Below are 18769 nucleotides of genomic sequence, written 5' to 3'. Positions count from 1 at the left end.
CAGCGCGCCGGGTACTTCCGTACAGTGCTCAGACGTCCGCAATACGGCCTCGGGCGGGGCAGTCGCTGGGCGCCGGTCTGGTGGGGACCCGGCCGACGGCAGCGCGCCGGGTACTTCCGTACAGTGCTCAGACGTCCGCAATACGGCCTCGGGCGGGGCAGTCGCTGGGCGCCGGTCTGGTGGGGACCCGGCCGCCGACAGCGCGCCGGGCACTTCCGTACAGAGCCCAGACGCCCGCAATACGGCCTCCGGCGGGGCTTTCGCCGAGCGGCGGGCGGGTGGGGAGCCAGGCCCCGGCAGCGCGCCGGGCACTTCCGTGGAGCGCCCGGGCGCGCGGAACTCGGACTCCGGAGGAGCTCTCGCCGAGCGCCGGTCAAGTGGGGACCCGGCCCCCGGCGGCCCCCCGGAAGGGGCCCCGGCCCCGGACAGCGCCCCGGACGCGCGCGTACAGCGCCGCGACGCACGGACCGTGCCCCCGGGCACCCCCACCGGGTCGCTCGCCGAGCGTCTGTCAGGAGGGCACGCCGGTGGTGCGCTGGGTGTGCCCGCCGAGCGTCGGGAAGGGCGGGAGAAGGTCACCGGTGCGGCCCGCTACGCCGCCGAGTACGCGCTGCCCGGCCGTGCCCACGCCTGGCCCGTGCCGGCCGCGATCGCGCGGGGCCGGGTCACCGCCGTCGACACCTCGGCCGCCCTCGCCCTGCCCGGGGTCCTCGCCGTCCTCACCCCCGACGACGCCCCGCGCCTCGCCGCACCCGAAGACGCCACGCTCGCCGTCCTGCAGGGCCCCCAGGTGCCGCACCGGGGCTGGTGCGTGGCGCTGGCCGTCGCCGACACCCTGGAGGCGGCCCGCGCGGCCGCCCGGGCGGTACGCGTCACCTACACGGCCGAACCCCACGACGTCGGTCTGGACCCCGGGCATCCGCACGCCTACGAGCCGGAGGAGGCCAACGCCGGCTATCCGGGCCGGGTCGAGCACGGCGACCCGGAGGCCGCCTTCGCCGCCGCCGAGGTCCGCGTCGATGCCACCTACCGGGTGCCGCCGCTGCACAATCACCCCATGGAGCCGCACACCAGCACGGCCCACTGGGACGGGGACCGGCTCACCGTGTACACCTCCAGCCAGGGCGGTACGACCGTGCGGGAGGTCCTCGCCCAGCTGTTCGAGCTGCCCGAGGACCGGATCACCGTCGTCACCGAGCACGTCGGCGGCGGCTTCGGCTCCAAGGGCACCCCGCGCCCCGACGTCGTCCTCGCCACCATGGCCGCCCGGCGCACCGGCCGGCCCGTCACCCTCGCCTACCCCCGCCGCAACCTGCCCACCACCGTCGGCCACCGCGCCCCCACCGTGCAGCGGCTGCGGCTCGGCGCGAGCGCGGACGGCCGGCTCACCGCCGTACTGCACGAGGCGACCACCCACACCTCCCGGGTGAAGGAGTTCGTCGAGCAGGCCGCGGTGCCCTCCCGCATCATGTACGCCACCCCGGCCCTGCTCAGTACGCACCGGGTGGTCCCGCTCGACGTGCCCAGCCCGTCCTGGATGCGCGCCCCCGGCGAGGCGCCCGGCATGTACGCCCTGGAGTCGGCCGTGGACGAACTCGCCGACGCCCTCGGCATGGACCCGGTCGAGCTGCGCATCCGCAACGAACCCGAGCGCGAGCCCGGCAGCGGCAAACCGTTCAGCAGCCGGCACCTCGTGGAGTGCCTGCGCGAGGGCGCCCGCCGCTTCGGCTGGGCCGAGCGCGATCCACGCCCGGGTGTGCGCCGCGAGGGCCCGCTGCTCATCGGCACCGGCGTGGCCGCGGCCACCTACCCGGCCGCGGCCGTCCCGGCCACCGCGACCGCCCGGGCCCTGCCCGACGGCACCTTCGTCGTCCGGATCAACGCCACCGACATCGGCACCGGGGCCCGTACCGTCCTCGCCCAGATCGCCGCCGACGCCCTCGGCGCTCCCCTCGACCGGGTCCGCACCGAGATCGGGCACAGCGACCTGCCGTCGGCCTGGCTCGCCGGCGGCTCCATGGGCACCGCCTCCTGGGGCTGGGCCGTGCACGAGGCGTGCACCGAGCTGGCCTCCCGGCTCGCCGCACACACCGGGCCGCTGCCCGCCGACGGCATCGGGACCCACGCCGACACCGCCGGAAAGGCCGACGCCGACAGCCCCTACGCCCGGCACGCCTTCGGCGCCCACTTCGCCGAGGCCGCCGTCGACACCGTCACCGGCGAGACCCGGGTACGGCGGCTGCTCGGTATCTTCGCCGCCGGGCGGATCCTCAACTCCCGCACTGCGCACTCGCAGTTCACCGGCGGCATGACCATGGGCCTCGGCATGGCGCTCACCGAACACAGCACGATGGACCGCGCGTTCGGCGACTTCACCGAGACGGACCTCGCCTCCTACCACGTGCCCGCGCACGCCGATGTGCCCGGCATCGAGGCCGACTGGATCGACGAGGACGACCCGCACCTCAACCCCATGGGCAGCAAGGGCATCGGCGAGATCGGCATCGTCGGCACCGCGGCCGCCATCGGCAACGCCGTCCACCACGCCACCGGCATCCGCTTCCGTGAACTGCCCCTCACCCCCGACCGGATCCTCACCGGCCTGTTGTCCGAGGGATGACCGTGACGGGGCCGACCTGGGAGTACGAGGGCTACCGGCCCGAGGAGGAACGCCTGCGGGAGTCCCTGTGCACGCTGGGCAACGGGTACTTCGCCACCCGTGGGGCACTGCCCGAGTGCATCGCGGACGACGTCCACTACCCGGGCACCTACGTGGCCGGCTGCTACGACCGGCTCACCTCCGAGGTCGCCGGACGCCGGGTCGAGAACGAGGACATGGTCAACCTCCCCAACTGGCTGCCGCTGCGCTTCCGCCCGGCGGGCGCCGCCTGGCTCACCCCGGACTCCGACCCCGTCACCGAGCACTATGTGACCCTGCATCTCGACCCCGGCCTGCTGGAACGCCGCACCAGCTACGGCCTCGACGGCGGCGCCACGCTCCATGTGCGCCAGCTCCGCCTGGTCCACCTGGCCGACCGTCATATCGGAGCCCTGCGCACCGAGTTCACCGTCGAAGGCCAGGGCACCGAGCTGGAGGTCGAGGCCGCGCTGGACGGACGGGTCACCAACTCCGGCGTGGCCCGCTACCGGGACCTGGACGGCCGGCACCTCACCCAGATCCGGACCGGCCTCGCCGCACACGGTGCGATGTGGCTGCGCTGCCACACCCGCACCTCCCGCATCGAATGCGCCCTGGCCGCCCGGCTGGCCACCGACGCCCCGGTGGCGACGGCCCACGAAGCCCTGCGCGCGGTCCAGCACGTGAAGCTGCGCCTGACACCCGGCCGTACCGTCACCGTCGACAAGACGGTCGCGCTGCACACCTCGCACGACCCCGCCATCGGTGACCCGCTGGACGCGGCCGTCGAGCGCGTCGGCGCCGCCCCCGACTTCGACGCCCTGCTGGAGACGCACACCGCGGCCTGGGAGCAGTTGTGGCGGCGCACCGCGCTCGAAGTGCCGGGGGAGGCGGGCAGCATCCTGCGGCTGCACCTGTTCCACGTGCTGCAGACCCTGTCGCCGCACACGGCCGACCTCGACGCCGGTGTCCCCGCCCGCGGACTGCACGGCGAGGCCTACCGCGGCCATGTCTTCTGGGACGAACTCTTCGTCCTGCCCTACCTCAACCTGCACCTACCCGAGGTCTCCCGGGCCCTGCTCCACTACCGGCACCGGCGTCTCGACGCCGCCTGCCACGCGGCCGGCGAACTCGACCGGCGCGGCGCGCTCTACCCGTGGCAGAGCGGCAGCGACGGTCGCGAGGAGGCCCCGGAAGTCCACCTCAACCCCCGTTCCGGCCGCTGGGTGCCCGACCACTCCCGGCTCCAGCACCACGTCGGCTCGGCAGTGGCCTACAACATCTGGCAGTACTGCGAGGCCACCGGGGACACCGACTTCCTGCACGGCGAGGGCGCCGAGATGCTGCTGCAGATCGCGCGCTTCTGGGCGGACTCGGCCGGTTACGACGACCGCCTCGGCCGGTACCGCATCCGGGGCGTGATGGGCCCCGACGAGTACCACGACGCCTACCCCGGCGCGCCCCGGCCGGGACTGGACGACAACGCGTACACCAACGTCACCGCCGCCTGGGTGCTCGCCCGCACCGTGGACCTGCTGAGCACCCTGCCCGAGCCGCGCCGCCGCGAACTCACCGAGAGCATCGGCCTGGACGAGGACGAGCCCGCCCACTGGGAGGAGATCTCCCGCACCCTCCACATCCCCTTCCACGACGGGGTGATCAGCCAGTTCGAGGGCTACGGCGACCTCGCCGAGCTGGACTGGGACGACTACCGCAAGCGGTACGACGACATCCGCCGGCTCGACCGGATCCTGGAGGCCGAGGGCGACACCGTGAACCGCTACAAGGCGTCCAAACAGGCCGACGTCCTCATGCTCGGCTACCTCTTCTCGACGGCCGAACTCCGCGCCCTCTTCGACCGGTTGGGCTATCGCCTGGACGAACACACCTGGATCGCGACCGTCGACCACTACCTGCACCGCACCAGTCACGGCTCCACCCTCAGCGGCCTGGTCCACGGCTGGATCCTGACCCGCGCCCGCCGCGCCGACGCCTGGGCGTTCGTCCAGGAGGCGCTGCGCGGCGACATCGCCGACCTGCAGGGCGGCACCACCGGCGAGGGCATCCACCTCGGCGCCATGGCCGGCACCCTCGACCTCGTCCAGCGCGGACTGACCGGCCTGGAGACCCGCGACGGCGCCCTGTGCCTCGACCCGGTCCCCCTGCCCGAACTCTCCTCGTACGGCTTCGCCATCCGCTACCACGGCCATTGGGGCGTCCATCTCCACCTGCGCAGCGGCCTGCTGGAGATCGCCGTGCCGGACTCCGACCGCGCCCCCATCGACGTCTGCCTGCGCGACCGGGTGGTGCCGGTGGGTCCGGGGGAGGCGGCACGGCTGGTGGTCCCGGACTGACACCGTTCAGCCGTCCGTCACCGGACCGTCACCGGGTACCGGTGCACGGGCGGCAGCCCGGGCAGCAGACCCGGCCACACGGTGTCCAGGACATGTGCGCTCGGCGTGAACAGCGGCCGCCCGAGCAGCGGCAGATCGCCGACCTCATGCCACTCCCAGCGGCGGATCAGCCGCGGCTCGGTGACGACGGGTTCGCCGGTGAAGGCGGTCACCCGGACGGCGGCCGTCACCCTCGGGATGCCGTGCACGTAGTCCATCAGGATCGCCCGCACCCGCGTCCCGGCCGGGTCGGCCTTCAAGGACGTCTCCTCCTCCAACTCGCGGACGGCCGCCGCGGCGAAGTCCTCGTCCGCGTCGTTCTTGCCGCCGGGCAACTCCCAGACGCCCCGCACCGACCAGCCCAGCAGCACTCGGCCCGCCGCGTCCGTGACGACTGCACCGGCGCCGGTGAGGGCGTGCGGGGAGGGGCGGCCCTTGCCGGCGTACCCGGGCGTGGTGGGGGAGGGGCCGCGCAGGACCAGCAGCGCCAGGCCGTCGGCGTCGTAGCGGTCGGCGGACGCCCAGCCGGTGCGCAGCAGACCGATCTCCTGCTCGTCCAGGGCGATGCCGCGCCGGTCGTCCGGCACCGCGTCCACGAGCGGCGTGATCACACACAGCGCACCGCCCGGGCGTAGCCGTTCGCGCAGCCGGTTCAGCACCCGGGTGCGGTCGCGGACGAAGGCCCAGCCGAGCCGGATGGTGATCAAGTCATAGGCGTCGGAGGCAAGTTGACCGAAATCGTCTCGCTCGATGTCCAGGCGGCGGTACGTCACGCCGACCGCCTCGGTGCGCCGGGCCTCCGTGAGCGCGGCCTCGGACCAGTCGACGGCGTCCACCCGGTAGCCGGATCCGGCCAGATGTCGGGCGAGTTCACCGAGTCCGCAGCCGACGTCCAGCGCGAGTCCGCCCGCGGGCGCCGGGACGTGCTCCGCCAGCAGCCGCCGTTCGGTGTCACCCAGCTCCCGGAACCGGCCCCCGCCCGCGTAGTGCGCGTCCCACTGCTCGCGCCTCACGTATGCCACCGGTCCTCCTCGGGTCGCTCGTTTCCCCGGACTTCGGGATCCTCGCCCGGCGGCGCCCGCCGTACACCGGCGTGCGCGATCTCGACGCGGACGGCCGGGCGGACCACTATGCACCGGTAAGCGGTTGAAGCGGGAAGGAGACGGCGGAGATGAGCGCGAGCGACGCTCCCCTGCGTGTGCTGGCGGTGGACGACGAGGAGCCCGCGCTGGAGGAACTGCTGTACCACCTGGAGCGCGATCCCCGGGTCGGCACCGTGGTGCCCGCGGCGGGACCCACCGAGGCGCTGCGCCGGCTCGGCCGGGCCGTGGCGGACGGGCCGGACGGCGAGGAAGCCGTCGACGTCGTCTTCCTGGACATCAACATGCCGGGCCTCGACGGCCTGGAACTGGCCCGCCTGCTGGGCGGGTTCGCCGCGCCGCCACTGATCGTCTTCGTCACCGCCCACGACGACTTCGCGGTCCGCGCCTTCGACCTCAAGGCCGTCGACTACCTGCTCAAGCCCCTCCGCAGGGAACGCTTCGCCGAGGCCGTACGCCGGGTCGCCGAACTGGTACGGGCCGGGCAGGGCCCCCGGCCGGCCGCCGCCCCCGCCACGACCGCGCCCGAGCAGGCACCCGCCTTCGGTGATCAGGTCCCCGTCGAACTGGGCGGGGTGACCCGGTTCGTGCCCATCGCCGACATCACCTATGTCGAGGCCCAGGGCGACTACGCGCGACTGCACACCCCGCACGGCAGCCACCTGGTCCGCGTCGCGCTGTCCACCCTGGAGGAACAGTGGCGCGCACGCGGTTTCGTGCGCATCCACCGCAGCCGGCTCGTCGCCCTCGGCCGCATCGAGGAACTCCGCCTGGACGGCGGCAACGTGACCGTACGGATCGGCGACCGCGTGCTCGCCGTGAGCCGGCGCAACGCCCGGGAGCTACGGGACCTTCTCGCCAAACACGCGGCGGGCAGGGCCCGTTGAGCAAGGGAGGCGGTTACCGGGTGACGGACCTGTGGCGATTCTCGTCCACCCGCTGTCTCGGCGGGGTCCCGCTGCGTACACTCGCCGCAGCACAAGGTGATCACCGCTGCGTCGGGAGTGCGTCATGGGTGCGGAATCCGTCCCTCGCAGAGAGGTGGTCACCGGACGGCCGCGCCCTTGCGCCGGTACGACCGCACCGCGCCCGGACCCCTCGCCGCACTCGGAGGAACGGCTACGGCGATTGATGCGCCATCAGTTGCGGTCCGCCCTCGCCGCGATGGCCCTTCTCGCTCTCCTGCTCGGCCTGCTTCCCGTGCTCCTGCGCGTCCTGCCGTTCGCCGACGCCGCACCCCGCGTCCCCCTCGCCGTCTGGCTCCTCCTGGGCGTGGCGCCGTACCCCGCCCTGCTGGCCATCGGCGCCTGGTACGTCCGCCGCGCCGAGCGCAACGAGACCGCCCCGGCCGCCGCCGCTCCCGCGGAACACCCCTGACCATGCGTCGACTTCCCGCCGGGACCGGCCGGTGAACCAGACGTACGGCATCGTGGGCGTGACCGCGGTGATCCTCGCCACGGTCCTCGTCGGCGCGCTCGGCCTGCGCATCTCCCGTACCACCTCCGACTTCTACGTCGCCTCGCGCACCGTCGCCCCCCGCCTGAACGCCTGCGCGGTCAGCGGCGAGTACCTGTCCGCCGCCTCGTTCCTCGGCGTCGCCGGACTCGTCCTCGCCCAGGGCGTCGACATGCTGTGGTTCCCCATCGGCTACACCGCCGGGTTCCTGGTCCTGCTGGCCTTCGTCGCCGCCCCGCTGCGCCGCTCCGGCGCCTACACCCTGCCCGACTTCGCCGAGGCCCGGCTGGAGTCCCGGGCGGTGCGCCGGATCGCCGGTGTGCTGGTCGTCGGCATCGGCTGGCTGTATCTGCTGCCCCAGCTGCGCGGCGCCGGTCTCACCCTGCGGCTGCTCACGGGAGCGCCCGGCTGGCTCGGCGGTCTGGTCGTCGCCGCCGTGGTGACCGCGGCCGTCGCCGCGGGCGGGATGCGCAGCATCACCTTCGTCCAGGCCTTCCAGTACTGGCTGAAACTCACCGCCCTGCTGGTGCCCGTGGTGTTCCTGCTGCTCGCCTGGCACGGCGATCACGCCCCGGCACCCGCCTGGGACGACCAGCCCGTCTTCCACCGCTCCACCGAGGTGCGCGTCGACCGGCCACTCACCCTCACCGTGCGCGAGCCGGTCCGGGTGACCGCGTCCGGCACCGTCGACGGCCGTGCGCCGCGCGGGGTTTCGCTGCGGCTCGGCGAGGGCCGGCACCGGATCGGCGCGGGGACCGCCCTGCGCTTCCCGGCCGGCGCCCGCGTCCCCCTGCCGGACCGGGCCGCCGACCGTGCCGCGCCCTCCAGTTGGGCCGAGCCGCTGTCCTCGGACCGCGAACAGCACGGCCTGTACGCGACCTACGGGCTGATCCTCGCCACCTTCCTCGGCACCATGGGCCTGCCGCACGTCGTCGTCCGCTTCTACACCAACCCCGACGGCCGCGCCGCCCGCCGCACCACCGTCAGCGTGCTCGCCCTGCTCGGCGGGTTCTATCTCCTCATTCCCGTGTACGGCATGCTCGGCCGCCTGTACGCCCCCGATCTGCTCCTGACCGGCGACACCGACGCCGCGGTCCTCGTCCTGCCGCAGCGGCTGCTCGGCGGGGTCGGCGGAGACCTGCTCGGCGCCCTCGTCGCCGGGGGCGCCTGCGCGGCGTTCCTCTCCACGGCGTCCGGGCTCACCATGTCCGTCGCGGGCGTCCTCGCCCAGGACGTGCTGCCCACGCTCGGCGTCCGCCACTTCCGGCTCGCCACGCTGCCCGCGATCGCGGTGCCGACCGCCGCTGCGGCGATGGTGAGCGATCTGCCCGTGGCGGACGCGGTCGGACTCGCCTTCGCCGTCTCCGCTTCCTCCTTCTGCCCGCTGCTCGTCCTCGGCATCTGGTGGCGCGGCCTGACCCCGCCGGGCGCGATCGCCGGGCTCGTCCTCGGCGGCGGCTCGGCGTTCACCGCGGTGACGGCCACCATCGTCGGCGGCGCCCGCTCCGGCTGGCCGCACACCCTGCTGGCGTGGCCCGCGGTGTGGTCCGTCCCCGTGGGCTTCGCCACCATGGTCCTGATCTCCCTGGGCACCCGCAGCCGCGTCCCACCCGGCACCGCCTCGACCATGGCCCGCCTCCACCTCCCCGAACCCCCGGCCCCCTCCCGCCCCGAACCGGCGACGACCTGACCGAGGAGCCGTTGTGCAGACCAGCGACAGAGACCAGGACGCCATGGGGCGCACCGGCCGTCCCGCAGTGCGAGTCGGGCGTTCCGGCAGGTGCGCGGCGCTCGGCGGCGCCCCCCGGCACTCCACCACCCGCCCCGCCGCCCTGAACCCCCGTCGCCCATGACCGTCCTCGGCACCGCGGCGCTCGCTCTCGCCGCGTTCGCGCTGTTCGTGCTCGGTGCCGCCCTCGGGCACGGGGCGGCGCGCCGGCAGCAGGAGCACTCGCCCGACAGCGAGGGGGCGTCGCGCGCCCTGGCCCACGTCCTGCACACCGCCGCGCTCGCCGCGGCCCCCCTGCGCGCCGGGCTCACCCCGGACACGGCTCGAAAGACGGTCCGCAGACTGCGCCCCCTGCTCGGCACCCCCGCCCTCGCCCTCACCGACGACACCGGCGTGCTCGCCTGGGACGGCGCCGCCGAACACCACCGCGCGGAGGTGACGGCACAGCTCGCCCACCCGTCCCGCGCCCGGACCTTCCCGCTGCCCTGCGACGACACCGGCTGCCCCGTCCGCTGGGGCGCCCTGGTGCCGCTCCCCGCCGGCGGCGGCACCCCCGGTGCCCTCGTCCTGCTCGCCGCCGGCGAGTCCACCGCTCTCGTCCGCGCCGGCGAGGAAGCGGTCCGCCGGCTCTCCCTCGAACTCGAACTCGCCGGGCTCGACCGGGCCCGCACCAGCGCCCACGAGGCCGAGGTCCGGGCCCTGCGCGCCCAGATCTCCCCGCACTTCATCTACAACTCCCTCGCGAGCATCGCCTCCTTCGTCCGCACCGACCCCGAGCGTGCCCGGGAACTCCTGCAGGAATTCGCCGACTTCACCCGCTACTCCTTCCGCCGCGGCGGCGACTTCACCACCCTCGCCGAGGAGTTGCGCTCCATCGAGCAGTACCTGGAACTCGCCCGTGCCCGCTTCGGCCGCCGGCTCACGGTCACCCTGCGCATCGCCCCCGAGGTGCTGCCCGTGACACTGCCCTTCCTCTGCCTGCAGCCGCTCGTCGAGAACGCCCTCAAACACGGTCTGGAGGGGTCCGTGGAGCGCATCGGCGTCACGATCATCGCCGAGGACGAGGGCACCGAGGCCCGGGTCGTCATCGAGGACGACGGCATCGGCATGGAACCGGAACGCCTGCGCGCCATCCTGCGCGGCACGGCAGGACCCGCCACCGGCATCGGCCTGAACAACGTCGACCGGCGGCTGCGCCAGGTCTACGGCGACGACCACGGCCTCGTCATCGAGACCGGCCTCGGAGCGGGCACGAAGATCACCCTCCGCGTCCCGAAATTCCGCCCCGGCATCCAGGCCCGGCCCGCACAGCCCGAGGCTGAAGGAGGGTTCACGGCCTAGGCGTCCCGGCGGCGGTCCCGTCTCTCAGGGAGCTGCTGGAAGCCGGCTGACTTGTAGGTGGCGACGGCGCCGGCATTGGCGCTCGGGGTGCAGACGACCGCGCTCGACGAGCCCAGCTCCCGGAGTGCGGCGGCCGCCGCGACGCAGATCGCCCGGCCGTAGCCGTGACCGCGGTGCTCCCCGTCCACGCCCATCGGCTCGAGCAACCCCGGCCTGCCCGGGCCGGCCGACCACACCGTCACCGCCGCCACCGTGTTGCCCAGATCGTCGTACGCGACCAGACACCGGGCGTCGGCGTACGGCAATGCGGCCGCCATCGCGTGCCAGCGCTCGTCCGTGAGCGTCGACCTGTCGAACGCGGCCCGGTGTACGGCGGTCCGCGCGTGGACCTGTTCCGGTCCGACCACCGCGATCCGCACGCCCGGATCGGGCACCGGCGCCGTGAGATCGCGGCGCAGCGGCGTCCACGGCTCGTCCCCGCCCCAGCCGTCCTCGAACAGCAGATCCTGGACCAGTGCGCCCGTGGGCGCCTCGACGTACACCCTCCCGGCCGGCAGTACGCCGCGCTCCGGCTCGGTCACGTCCTCGACCAGCCGCTGCGCCAGCTCCTCGTCCCGCTGGGCGTCCGGTGCCGTCGTCAGCCGCAGCAGATCGCGACCGTCCAGCAGCCCGATGGCGAGAATCCGTCCGTCCCGGCGCCAGGTCCGGACTGCCGCGGCCGTCGCCTCCGCGCCGAACCGCCAGAACCAGCCCAGATCGCCCGGATGCAGTTGCATCGGCGCCTCGTCGTACTGCCACTCCCGCAGCACACCCACAGCTTCGCTCAGCCCGTCGACTCCCGGCATGCCCAGCACGATCGCCATACGCCCGATCCCACACCACGGCGCCGACAGTCCGCACCCGGTTTTCGGCCGGGGCGGTCGGGATGTGCTCAGCCGTCGGCGCGGACGAAGACGGGCTGGAGGCGTTTCTCGGGCACGGCCTCGGGGAGTTGCTCCCGATCGAAGACGTGGGAGACGACACGGGCGGGGTCCACGCGGCCGGAGCCCGTCCGGTCGCCGGACCCGCGCCCTTCTGGCCTGTGGCGCGGCGGCGTCGTCGACAGCGAGTTCCGGGCCGGCTACCCCGTGCCGGCCGTGTCCGTCGACGAACCGCCGGCCGAGGAGATCCCACCGGCCCGGGTCGCCGCCGGAGTGTTCGAGGACTGGCAGCGGCTGCTGACCGAGGCGCTCGCGGCGCACGGCGCCGATCCCGGCTGCCGGGCGCCCGTTCTCGCGTCCGTCGTCGTGGCGTCCGTCGAGGGCGCCATCGTCATGTGCCGCGCCCAGCGCAGCATGCTGCCCCTCGACCGGGTCGCCCGGAAAGTCGAAACGCTGCTCACCGACGCGGTCACTCGCACGGCCTGACGGCTCGGGGCCGCGCATGGACGCACAGCCCCGGCCCGGGGCACGGCAACGGCACCCGACCGGCAGGCCGGGCGCCGCCACCGCTCATGTCAGGCCGGCACGGGGGCCGTTCGGCCGAGATGCCGGGCGAAGAACCGGACCGCGCTGGCGGCCTCGAACCGGGGCAGCTCCTTGTGCCTGCCCGCGTTGGCGTGCAGGGTCTTCTCCGTCGAGGCGAAGGCGTCGAACAGCGCCAGACTGGCCTCGCGCGGGATGTGTTCGTCGTCCCACTGCATGTCGTACTCGATCGGGACGGTGATCTGCTTGGCCTTCTCCGCCAGGACGTCGGGCCAGTGCTGACCGAAGACCGCGGCGGTGATCCTGGGTTCGACCGCCACCAGCGGCACGCCGATCGCGGTGCCCATGTTGATGCCGAAGTAGCCGACCGGCCCGTCGGCGCCGATTTCCGGAAGCTCCTGGAGGGCGTCCAGGGTCGCCTGCCACTCGGGCACGGCGAGCTCCGCCAGGTGGGCGTTGTAGCGGACGACGATCGGGCCCTCCGGCTCGCCCGCCGCCCTCGCCCGGAACAGCTCGGCGATCTCCTGCTCGTCATGTGCCGTAAGCGGCCGGTCGCCGTGACCGGGCGCGTCGATGACCGCGACATGGAAGCCGCAAGCGTTCACCAGGAGTTGGGCACGACCGGCCATCGCCGGATGTTTCTTGTGGTTGCCGCCGCCATGGCCCATCAGGACCAGGGGCGCACGGTCCGCGCCGGAGGCGGGGGACCAGAGGACACCGGGGACCTCGCCCACGGTGAAGTCGCGTTCGATCATGCCGTTGACGGACGACTCGGCGATGAACTTCAAAGATGTCATGGCGTGTTGCCTTTCGGGAGTGCCTGGTGTCGAGGCGCTCCCGGCGACACCTACGTCGATCGCCCGACCGTGACGACGAGGGGGAGCACCCACACGAATACAGCCTTCATGGGTCTCACCTCCTCGGCCTTGATCACGGTCAACCGCAAGCTACCAGACCGATGATCAGCCCGCCCAACCTTTTTCCCGCCACGTGTGTGGCGCGCGGACACACGTGGTGGAGAGGAAGATCACTTGGCGGGGAGGCGGTCTTGGCCATGCGCGCGTGGCGCGGTACGGTCGGTCCGATATCGACGACGGCGAAACGGAAGCCGGTGGGAATCCGGCACGGTCGCGCCACTGTATGCGGGACCCGCGAGGGGCTCGTGAGTCAGACCCGTGGTCGTCGTCCTGTGCACCACCGAGATGGGACGCGAACTCCCAGAGGAGGTCCTGCCATGGCGCAGACCGTCGCCCAGCCGACAGCCACCATCCCCGTCGTTCCCGCCAAGCTGCCGCTGAAGGCGATTGCTCCCTGGGCGGTCTTCTTCGGCATCCTCATGCTCGTCCTGCTCTACTTCGTCGGCGCCGAGCAGGGCGCCACCTCCGTGTTCAACGGCACGGACGTCCACGAGTGGGTGCACGACGCCCGCCACCTGCTGGGCTTCCCCTGCCACTGACGCGACGAACACCGCGCGCCCATGAACTCCGCAACCGTACGGAACCTTCTCGTGCGGGGCATGCTCGCCGGCCTCGCGGCCGGCGTGCTCGCCCTGGTCGTGGCCTACGTGCTCGGTGAGCCGAACGTCGACAAGGCGATCAGCTTCGAGCAGGCCCACTCCCACGAGCACGAGATGGAGACCGTCTCCCGCTCCCTGCAGTCGACCGCCGGCCTCGCCACCGGTGTCCTCGTCTACGGGGTCGCATTCGGCGGCATCGCCGCGCTCGCCTTCAGCTTCGCCCTCGGCCGCGTGGGGCGCTTCGGCCCGCGCGCCACGGCACTGCTGCTGTCGGGCTGCGCGCTGCTCGCCGTGTACGTCGTGCCGTTCCTGAAGTACCCGGCCAACCCGCCGTCGGTCGGCAACCCCGACACCATCGGCAAGCGGACCACCCTGTACTTCCTGATGATGCTGCTCGGTGTCCTGCTCGCGGTCGCCGCCACCCTCCTGGGCAAAAGGCTCGCGCCGCGCCTGGGCACCTGGTGGGCCACGGTGGCCGCGGTGGTCGCGTTCACCGTCGTGATCGGCCTGGCGTACCAGTTCCTGCCCGTCGTCAACGAGGTGCCCAAGGGCTTCCCGGCCACCCTGCTGTGGCGCTTCCGGCTCTCGGCACTGGCGATCCAGACCGCCCTGTGGGCCGGATTCGGCCTGGTCTTCGGTGAGTTGGCCGAACGGCTGCTGAACCCCAAGCCGGCGACGGCCGCGAAGCGGCGAGCGGTTCCGGCCGCGCACTGACTCCTCGCGTACGACAGAGGGGCCCGGCGGAACCGTCCGCCGGGCCCTTCTGCCGTCCCTCCTGCCTAGTCAGCCTCCGGCGTAGGCGTGCCAAGCGGACACCCCAGACGCAGATTCCACCGCCCGGCCCGGCCGCTGAGTTCGGTCAGGGTCAGCGGCGGTACGTCGAGGCGCCAGAAGAGCGCCGCGGGCAGGTCCAGTGCGTCGACGACCGCCGCCCGCACCACCTCCGGCTCGACCACGGCGAGCGTACGACCCGTCAGGTCCTGTGCGCCGGCCAGCCACCGCGCGACCCGCCGGCACAGATCCCGCACGGACTCACCCCCGTGCGGTGCGCACTCGGGGTCGGAGAGCCAGCGGCCCACCGCCTCCGGCTCGGCGGCCCCCACCTCCTCCAGGGTGCGCCCGCGCCAGCGGCCCACATCGAGACCCGCCAACTCCGGTACCGGCACACCGTCGAGGCCCAGTGCCGCGGCCGTCTCCCGGCAGCGCATGCCGGGGGAGGCGAGGACACGGGCCGCGGAGGGCAGGGCTGCGGCCGCCGAGCGGGCACGTGCCGCTGCGCTGCCGTCGATCGAGCCGCCGTCGTCGAAGCGGGCCTGCCGCAGTGACGCGCTCATGGCGGGGGAGAGGAGAAGAACTCGGCTGGTCACGTGGTTCAGAGGTACCAGCATGGGCGAACGACGCACAAGATCCGGCTGATGAGCCGGCCACCGCCTGCGCCGGGACGGGTTCCTCCCCGCGGGCGGCCGAGCCGCTGCTGGCGTTGGTCTTTCTACGTCGTCGACACGAGCTTCTTCCCGAGCATCGGCGCGGTCAATCCGTCCCTGACGGCCATCGCGAACGCCCTTCGCGTGGGCGACCACTTGCTGGAGCGGCTGGGCTGACCCGCCACGGCGCAGGGAGCCGACCGGGCGAAGATGCTCAGCCGGGCAGCGCAAGACGGTCCACGCCGGGATGCCGCCGCCCCTGCGCGGTGCTTCGGTGATGCCTGGACCTTCGGGCGACGGACCCGGCGGACATGGGCACGCAGTGGAGGAGCAGGACATCGTGAGTTCCACCGAGGGCGCACCCCAGGGCGTGGTCCCCGCCCAGCTGCTGCGGGGACAGAAGGCACTGGTGACCGGCGCGAACTCCGGAATCGGCAGGGCGACGGCCATCGCCCTGGGCCGGGCGGGTGCCGATGTCGTGGTGAACTACGTGGCCGGCCGGGAGGACGCCGAGAAGGTGGTCGAGGAGATCACCGGCTTCGGGGTCCGCGCGGCCGCCTACGAGGCCGACGTGTCAGACGAGCAGCAGGTCGTCGCCATGATGGACCGCATGGTCCGGGAATTCGGCACGATCGACATCCTGGTCGCCAACGCCGGACTGCAGCGGGACGCGCCGGTCACGGAGATGACCCTCGCCCAGTGGCAGAAGGTCCTGGACGTCAACCTCACCGGGCAGTTCCTCTGTGCCCGCGAGGCGACCAAGGAGTTCCTGCGCCGCGGGGTCGTCCCCGAAGTGTCGAGTGCCGCCGGGAAGATCATCTGCATGAGCTCGGTCCACCAGATCATCCCCTGGAGCGGTCACGTCAACTACGCGTCGTCCAAGGGCGGCGTGCAGATGATGATGGCGACCCTGGCCCAGGAACTCGCCCCGAAACGGATCCGGGTCAACGCGGTCGCGCCCGGAGCCATCAAGACCCCCATCAACCGCAGCGCCTGGGAGACCCCCGAGGCGCAACAGGACCTCATGCGGCTGATCCCCTACAGGCGGATCGGCGACCCCGAGGACATCGCCCACGCCGTCGTCGGCCTCGCGTCCGACCTGATGGACTACGTCGTCGGCACCACCCTGTACGTCGACGGCGGGATGACGCTCTTCCCGGGCTTCGCCACCGGCGGCTGACCCACCACCCGTGTCGGCCTCCGGAGACAGCTCATATGCACACGGTCCTGCTGCTGGCGGACGCGCCGGCGCAAACGCTGCCGGCCCGATCGATGATGGCCTTCACCCTGGCCTCGCACATCGTCCTGGTACCCCTCGGCGTGGCGCTGCCACTGATCACACTCATCACCCATGGCTACGGTCTGCGCCGTGACGACGCCACCGCCCTGCTGCTGGCACGCCGGTGGTCGGCCGTCATGGCGGTCCAGTTCGCGATCGGTGTCGTCACCGGCACCGTGCTGTCCTTCGAGTTCGGGCTGCTGTGGCCGGGCATGATGGGCCGGTGGGGCGATGTCTTCGGCATCGGGTTCGGCGTCGAGGCCTGGGCGTTCTTCCTGGAGGCCGTGCTCCTCGCCATCTACCTCTACGGCTGGCGGAGGCTTCCCTCCCGGACCCACTTCCTGCTCGGACTCCCCCTGCCCCTCGTGGCCCTGCTCGGCGCCTTCGGCATCCTGGCCGCCAACTCGTGGATGAACACCCCGCGGGGCTTCACCCTCGACGCCGCCGGCGACCCGGTCGACGTGAGGATCTGGAAGGCGGTCTTCACCCCCATGCTCGGCCCGCAGTACTGGCACTTCGTCATGGCGATGTTCATGACGGCGGGCTATGTCGTGGCCGGTGTCTACGCCGTCGGATGGCTGCGCGGCCGCCGGGACCGCTACCACCGGCTGGGTTTCACGATCCCCTTCACGCTCGCCGCCGTGTGCACACCCGCGCAGTTCGTGCTCGGCGACTCCATCGCCCGGCAGGTCTTCCACAAGCAGCCGGTGAAGTTCGCCGCCATGGAGATCGTCTGGAAGACCGACACACACCAGCCGGAGTACCTCTTCGGCCGGCTGCATCCGGACGGCAGCATCTCCGGCGGCATCCGGATCCCGCAGCTCGACTCCATCCTCGCCGGATTCCACTCGTACACCAAGGTCACCGGACTGACCTCGGTGTCCGCCCATGACCGGCCGACGGCCACTCAGGCCACCATCGCCCACTGGGCCTTCGACATCATGGCCGGGATCGGCTCCCTGCTGGTGCTGCTCGCCCTCTGGTACGCGGCGGTGTGGCTGCTGCGCCGCCGGATGCCCGCGAGCCCCTGGTTCTTCCGGGGCGCGGCCGTGGCCGGCCTCGCCTCCGTCGTCGCCGTCGAGTGCGGCTGGATCACCACCGAGGTGGGCCGCCAGCCGTGGATCGTGTACCAGAACATGCGGGTCGCCGAAGCGGTGACGGCCACGCGCTCCACCAGTCTGTGGATCATGTTCGGTCTGGTCGTGCTCGTGTACGTCTTCGTCTTCGGGTCGTTCCTCGCGGTGCTGCTGAAGATGCGCGCCCGCTGGCGGCTCGCCGACCGGCCGGGCGGACCGCGGCCGCCCGAGGAGACACCGGAGACGGACACGCCGTACGGGCCGCGCCCCGCCGGGAGCCGACTGTGATCGCCGGAGCCGTCGCCGTCGTCCTGCTGCTCGCCATCGCCGCCTACGCCTGCGGCGGAGGAACCGACTACGGAGCCGGCTTCTGGGACCTGACCGCGGGCGGAGCGGAGCGCGGCAAGCGCCCGCGCCGGCTGATCGACCACGCGATGGAGCCCGTCTGGGAGGTCAACAACGTCTGGCTGATCTTCGTACTGGTCATCATGTGGACGGGATTCCCCGTCCTCTTCCAGCGGGTGTTCACCACGATGTGGCTGCCCCTGGCGCTGGCCGCCGTCGGCATCGTGCTGCGCGGCGCAGGCTTCGCCCTGCGCAAGCCCGTCCGGCGGCTGGCCGGCCGGCGCCTGTACGGCACGGTCTTCACCGTCGCCTCACTGCTGACGCCGTTCTTCCTCGGCGCCGCGGCCGGGGGAGTGGCCTCGGGCCGGGTGACCGCCACGACGACGGCGTCGACCGACGCCTGGGCCAATCCGACGTCCCTGCTGTTCGGTCTGCTCGCCATCGCGGCCACGGCGACGCTCGGCGCGGTCTTCCTCGCCGCGGACGCCCGCCGCTACGCAGCGGAGGACCTGGACCGGTACTTCCGCCGGCGAGCCCTCGCCGCCCTCGGCGCCGTCGCCGTGCTCGCCGTCATCACCCTGTTCGTCACCCACGGCGACGCGCCGCACGTGTGGCACGGGCTCACCCACGGCGTGGGGCTCTTCTTCGTCGCCGCGGCCGTGCTGGCCACGCTCGCCACCGTGTGGTCGCTGAGCCGTCCCTCCGCGGCGTGGTCCCGGGTCACGGCGGTCGGCGTGGTCGCGTCGGCCGTCATCGCCTGGGGCATGGCGCAGCGCCCCTACCTCGTCCCGACCTCGCTGACCGTTGCCGAGGGCGCGGGCGCGCACACCACACTGCGCTGGCTCGCGGTCGTCACCCTCGTCGCCATCGTGCTCGTCATCCCCGCGGTCGCCCTGCTGTACTGGCTGGACACCCAGGGCGAACTGGAGGGCCTCACCGACGCCGACCTGCGCGGCGACGCCGCCATCGACGAGGTCTGACCCCCTGCCGGGCCGGCCCGCACGCCCGCC

At 73.1% G+C, this 18769-nt stretch carries 16 protein-coding genes and 1 riboswitch; of the genes, 12 read left to right on the top strand and 4 right to left on the bottom strand.

Translation table 11 applies throughout. The features are described from left to right. Positions 1 to 508 precede the first annotated feature (508 nt). Positions 509 to 2620 (top strand): xanthine dehydrogenase family protein molybdopterin-binding subunit, encoded by a 2112-nt coding sequence (locus tag ACZ5NH_RS34505; RefSeq protein WP_468781039.1) that lies wholly within the window; start codon positions 509 to 511, stop codon positions 2618 to 2620. After that, on the top strand, positions 2617 to 4992 hold the full coding sequence (locus ACZ5NH_RS34500) for a glycoside hydrolase family 65 protein (RefSeq protein ID WP_468780938.1): 2376 nt from the start codon (positions 2617 to 2619) through the stop codon (positions 4990 to 4992). The genes ACZ5NH_RS34505 and ACZ5NH_RS34500 overlap by 4 nt, the downstream gene beginning before the upstream one ends. 17 nt (positions 4993 to 5009) lie before the next feature. On the opposite strand, the gene ACZ5NH_RS34495 is transcribed toward ACZ5NH_RS34500, so the two are convergent. Then, positions 5010 to 6053: a bifunctional class I SAM-dependent methyltransferase/NUDIX hydrolase gene (locus ACZ5NH_RS34495; protein ID WP_468780936.1), complete on the bottom strand. Its 1044-nt coding sequence runs from the start codon at positions 6051 to 6053 to the stop codon at positions 5010 to 5012. A 149-nt stretch (positions 6054 to 6202) separates the two neighbouring features. Here ACZ5NH_RS34495 and ACZ5NH_RS34490 point away from each other — a divergent pair, with 149 nt between their 5' ends. The 4 genes from ACZ5NH_RS34490 to ACZ5NH_RS34475 all read left to right on the top strand — a co-directional run bounded on the left by ACZ5NH_RS34490 (position 6203) and on the right by ACZ5NH_RS34475 (position 10656). Continuing rightward, positions 6203 to 7018: a LytR/AlgR family response regulator transcription factor gene (locus tag ACZ5NH_RS34490; RefSeq protein ID WP_468780934.1), complete on the top strand. Its 816-nt coding sequence runs from the start codon at positions 6203 to 6205 to the stop codon at positions 7016 to 7018. A 277-nt stretch (positions 7019 to 7295) separates the two neighbouring features. Beyond that, the gene (locus ACZ5NH_RS34485; protein ID WP_451553202.1) at positions 7296 to 7508 is read left to right on the top strand and encodes a hypothetical protein; all 213 of its coding nucleotides are present in this window, start codon (positions 7296 to 7298) and stop codon (positions 7506 to 7508) included. Between the two features lie 31 nt (positions 7509 to 7539). Continuing rightward, on the top strand, positions 7540 to 9276 hold the full coding sequence (locus ACZ5NH_RS34480; protein ID WP_468780932.1) for a sodium/solute symporter: 1737 nt from the start codon (positions 7540 to 7542) through the stop codon (positions 9274 to 9276). 159 nt (positions 9277 to 9435) lie between these two features. Then, entirely contained in the window at positions 9436 to 10656 is a 1221-nt protein-coding gene (locus tag ACZ5NH_RS34475) for a sensor histidine kinase (protein ID WP_468780930.1), read from the top strand. Here ACZ5NH_RS34475 and ACZ5NH_RS34470 read toward each other — a convergent pair. Further along, complete coding sequence (locus ACZ5NH_RS34470; RefSeq protein ID WP_468780928.1) at positions 10653 to 11519, bottom strand: GNAT family N-acetyltransferase; 867 nt, start codon at positions 11517 to 11519, stop codon at positions 10653 to 10655. The two genes, ACZ5NH_RS34475 and ACZ5NH_RS34470, sit on opposite strands and share 4 nt — an antisense overlap. 273 nt (positions 11520 to 11792) lie before the next feature. Between ACZ5NH_RS34470 and ACZ5NH_RS34465 the strand changes: the two genes are divergently transcribed. Next, positions 11793 to 12062, top strand: coding sequence for an LmrA/YxaF family transcription factor (locus ACZ5NH_RS34465; protein WP_468780926.1), 270 nt, complete (start codon positions 11793 to 11795; stop codon positions 12060 to 12062). Between the two features lie 89 nt (positions 12063 to 12151). Here the strand turns inward: ACZ5NH_RS34465 and ACZ5NH_RS34460 are convergent, their stop codons facing one another. Continuing rightward, the gene (locus ACZ5NH_RS34460) at positions 12152 to 12916 is read right to left on the bottom strand and encodes an alpha/beta hydrolase family protein (RefSeq protein WP_468780924.1); all 765 of its coding nucleotides are present in this window, start codon (positions 12914 to 12916) and stop codon (positions 12152 to 12154) included. Between the two features lie 262 nt (positions 12917 to 13178). Further along, a riboswitch (cobalamin riboswitch) is annotated at positions 13179 to 13317 on the top strand. Between the two features lie 36 nt (positions 13318 to 13353). Here ACZ5NH_RS34460 and ACZ5NH_RS34455 point away from each other — a divergent pair. Together ACZ5NH_RS34455 and ACZ5NH_RS34450 are read left to right on the top strand one after the other, a co-directional pair. Further along, positions 13354 to 13575, top strand: a complete 222-nt coding sequence (locus ACZ5NH_RS34455; protein WP_468780922.1) for a CbtB domain-containing protein — start codon at positions 13354 to 13356, stop codon at positions 13573 to 13575. A 21-nt stretch (positions 13576 to 13596) separates the two neighbouring features. Further along, complete coding sequence (locus ACZ5NH_RS34450; RefSeq protein ID WP_468780921.1) at positions 13597 to 14349, top strand: CbtA family protein; 753 nt, start codon at positions 13597 to 13599, stop codon at positions 14347 to 14349. 65 nt (positions 14350 to 14414) lie between these two features. Here ACZ5NH_RS34450 and ACZ5NH_RS34445 read toward each other — a convergent pair whose 3' ends face one another. Continuing rightward, positions 14415 to 15002 (bottom strand): histidine phosphatase family protein, encoded by a 588-nt coding sequence (locus ACZ5NH_RS34445; protein WP_451553221.1) that lies wholly within the window; start codon positions 15000 to 15002, stop codon positions 14415 to 14417. 397 nt (positions 15003 to 15399) lie between these two features. Here ACZ5NH_RS34445 and ACZ5NH_RS34440 point away from each other — a divergent pair, with 397 nt between their 5' ends. From ACZ5NH_RS34440 to ACZ5NH_RS34430, 3 genes are read left to right on the top strand one after another with little or no spacing between them, the layout of a single operon-like run. Continuing rightward, entirely contained in the window at positions 15400 to 16239 is an 840-nt protein-coding gene (locus ACZ5NH_RS34440) for an SDR family oxidoreductase (RefSeq protein ID WP_451553209.1), read from the top strand. Positions 16240 to 16274: 35 nt separating this feature from the next. Further along, positions 16275 to 17702 (top strand): cytochrome ubiquinol oxidase subunit I, encoded by a 1428-nt coding sequence (locus ACZ5NH_RS34435; protein ID WP_468780919.1) that lies wholly within the window; start codon positions 16275 to 16277, stop codon positions 17700 to 17702. After that, positions 17699 to 18739, top strand: coding sequence for a cytochrome d ubiquinol oxidase subunit II (locus tag ACZ5NH_RS34430; RefSeq protein WP_468780918.1), 1041 nt, complete (start codon positions 17699 to 17701; stop codon positions 18737 to 18739). The genes ACZ5NH_RS34435 and ACZ5NH_RS34430 overlap by 4 nt, the downstream gene beginning before the upstream one ends. Positions 18740 to 18769: the final 30 nt, after the last annotated feature.

The sequence above is a fragment of the Streptomyces sp. NPDC031426 genome (genome assembly GCF_055581585.1).
The sequence above is the reverse complement of the archived record's forward strand: the minus strand, read 5'-3'. Positions and strand labels throughout refer to the sequence as shown.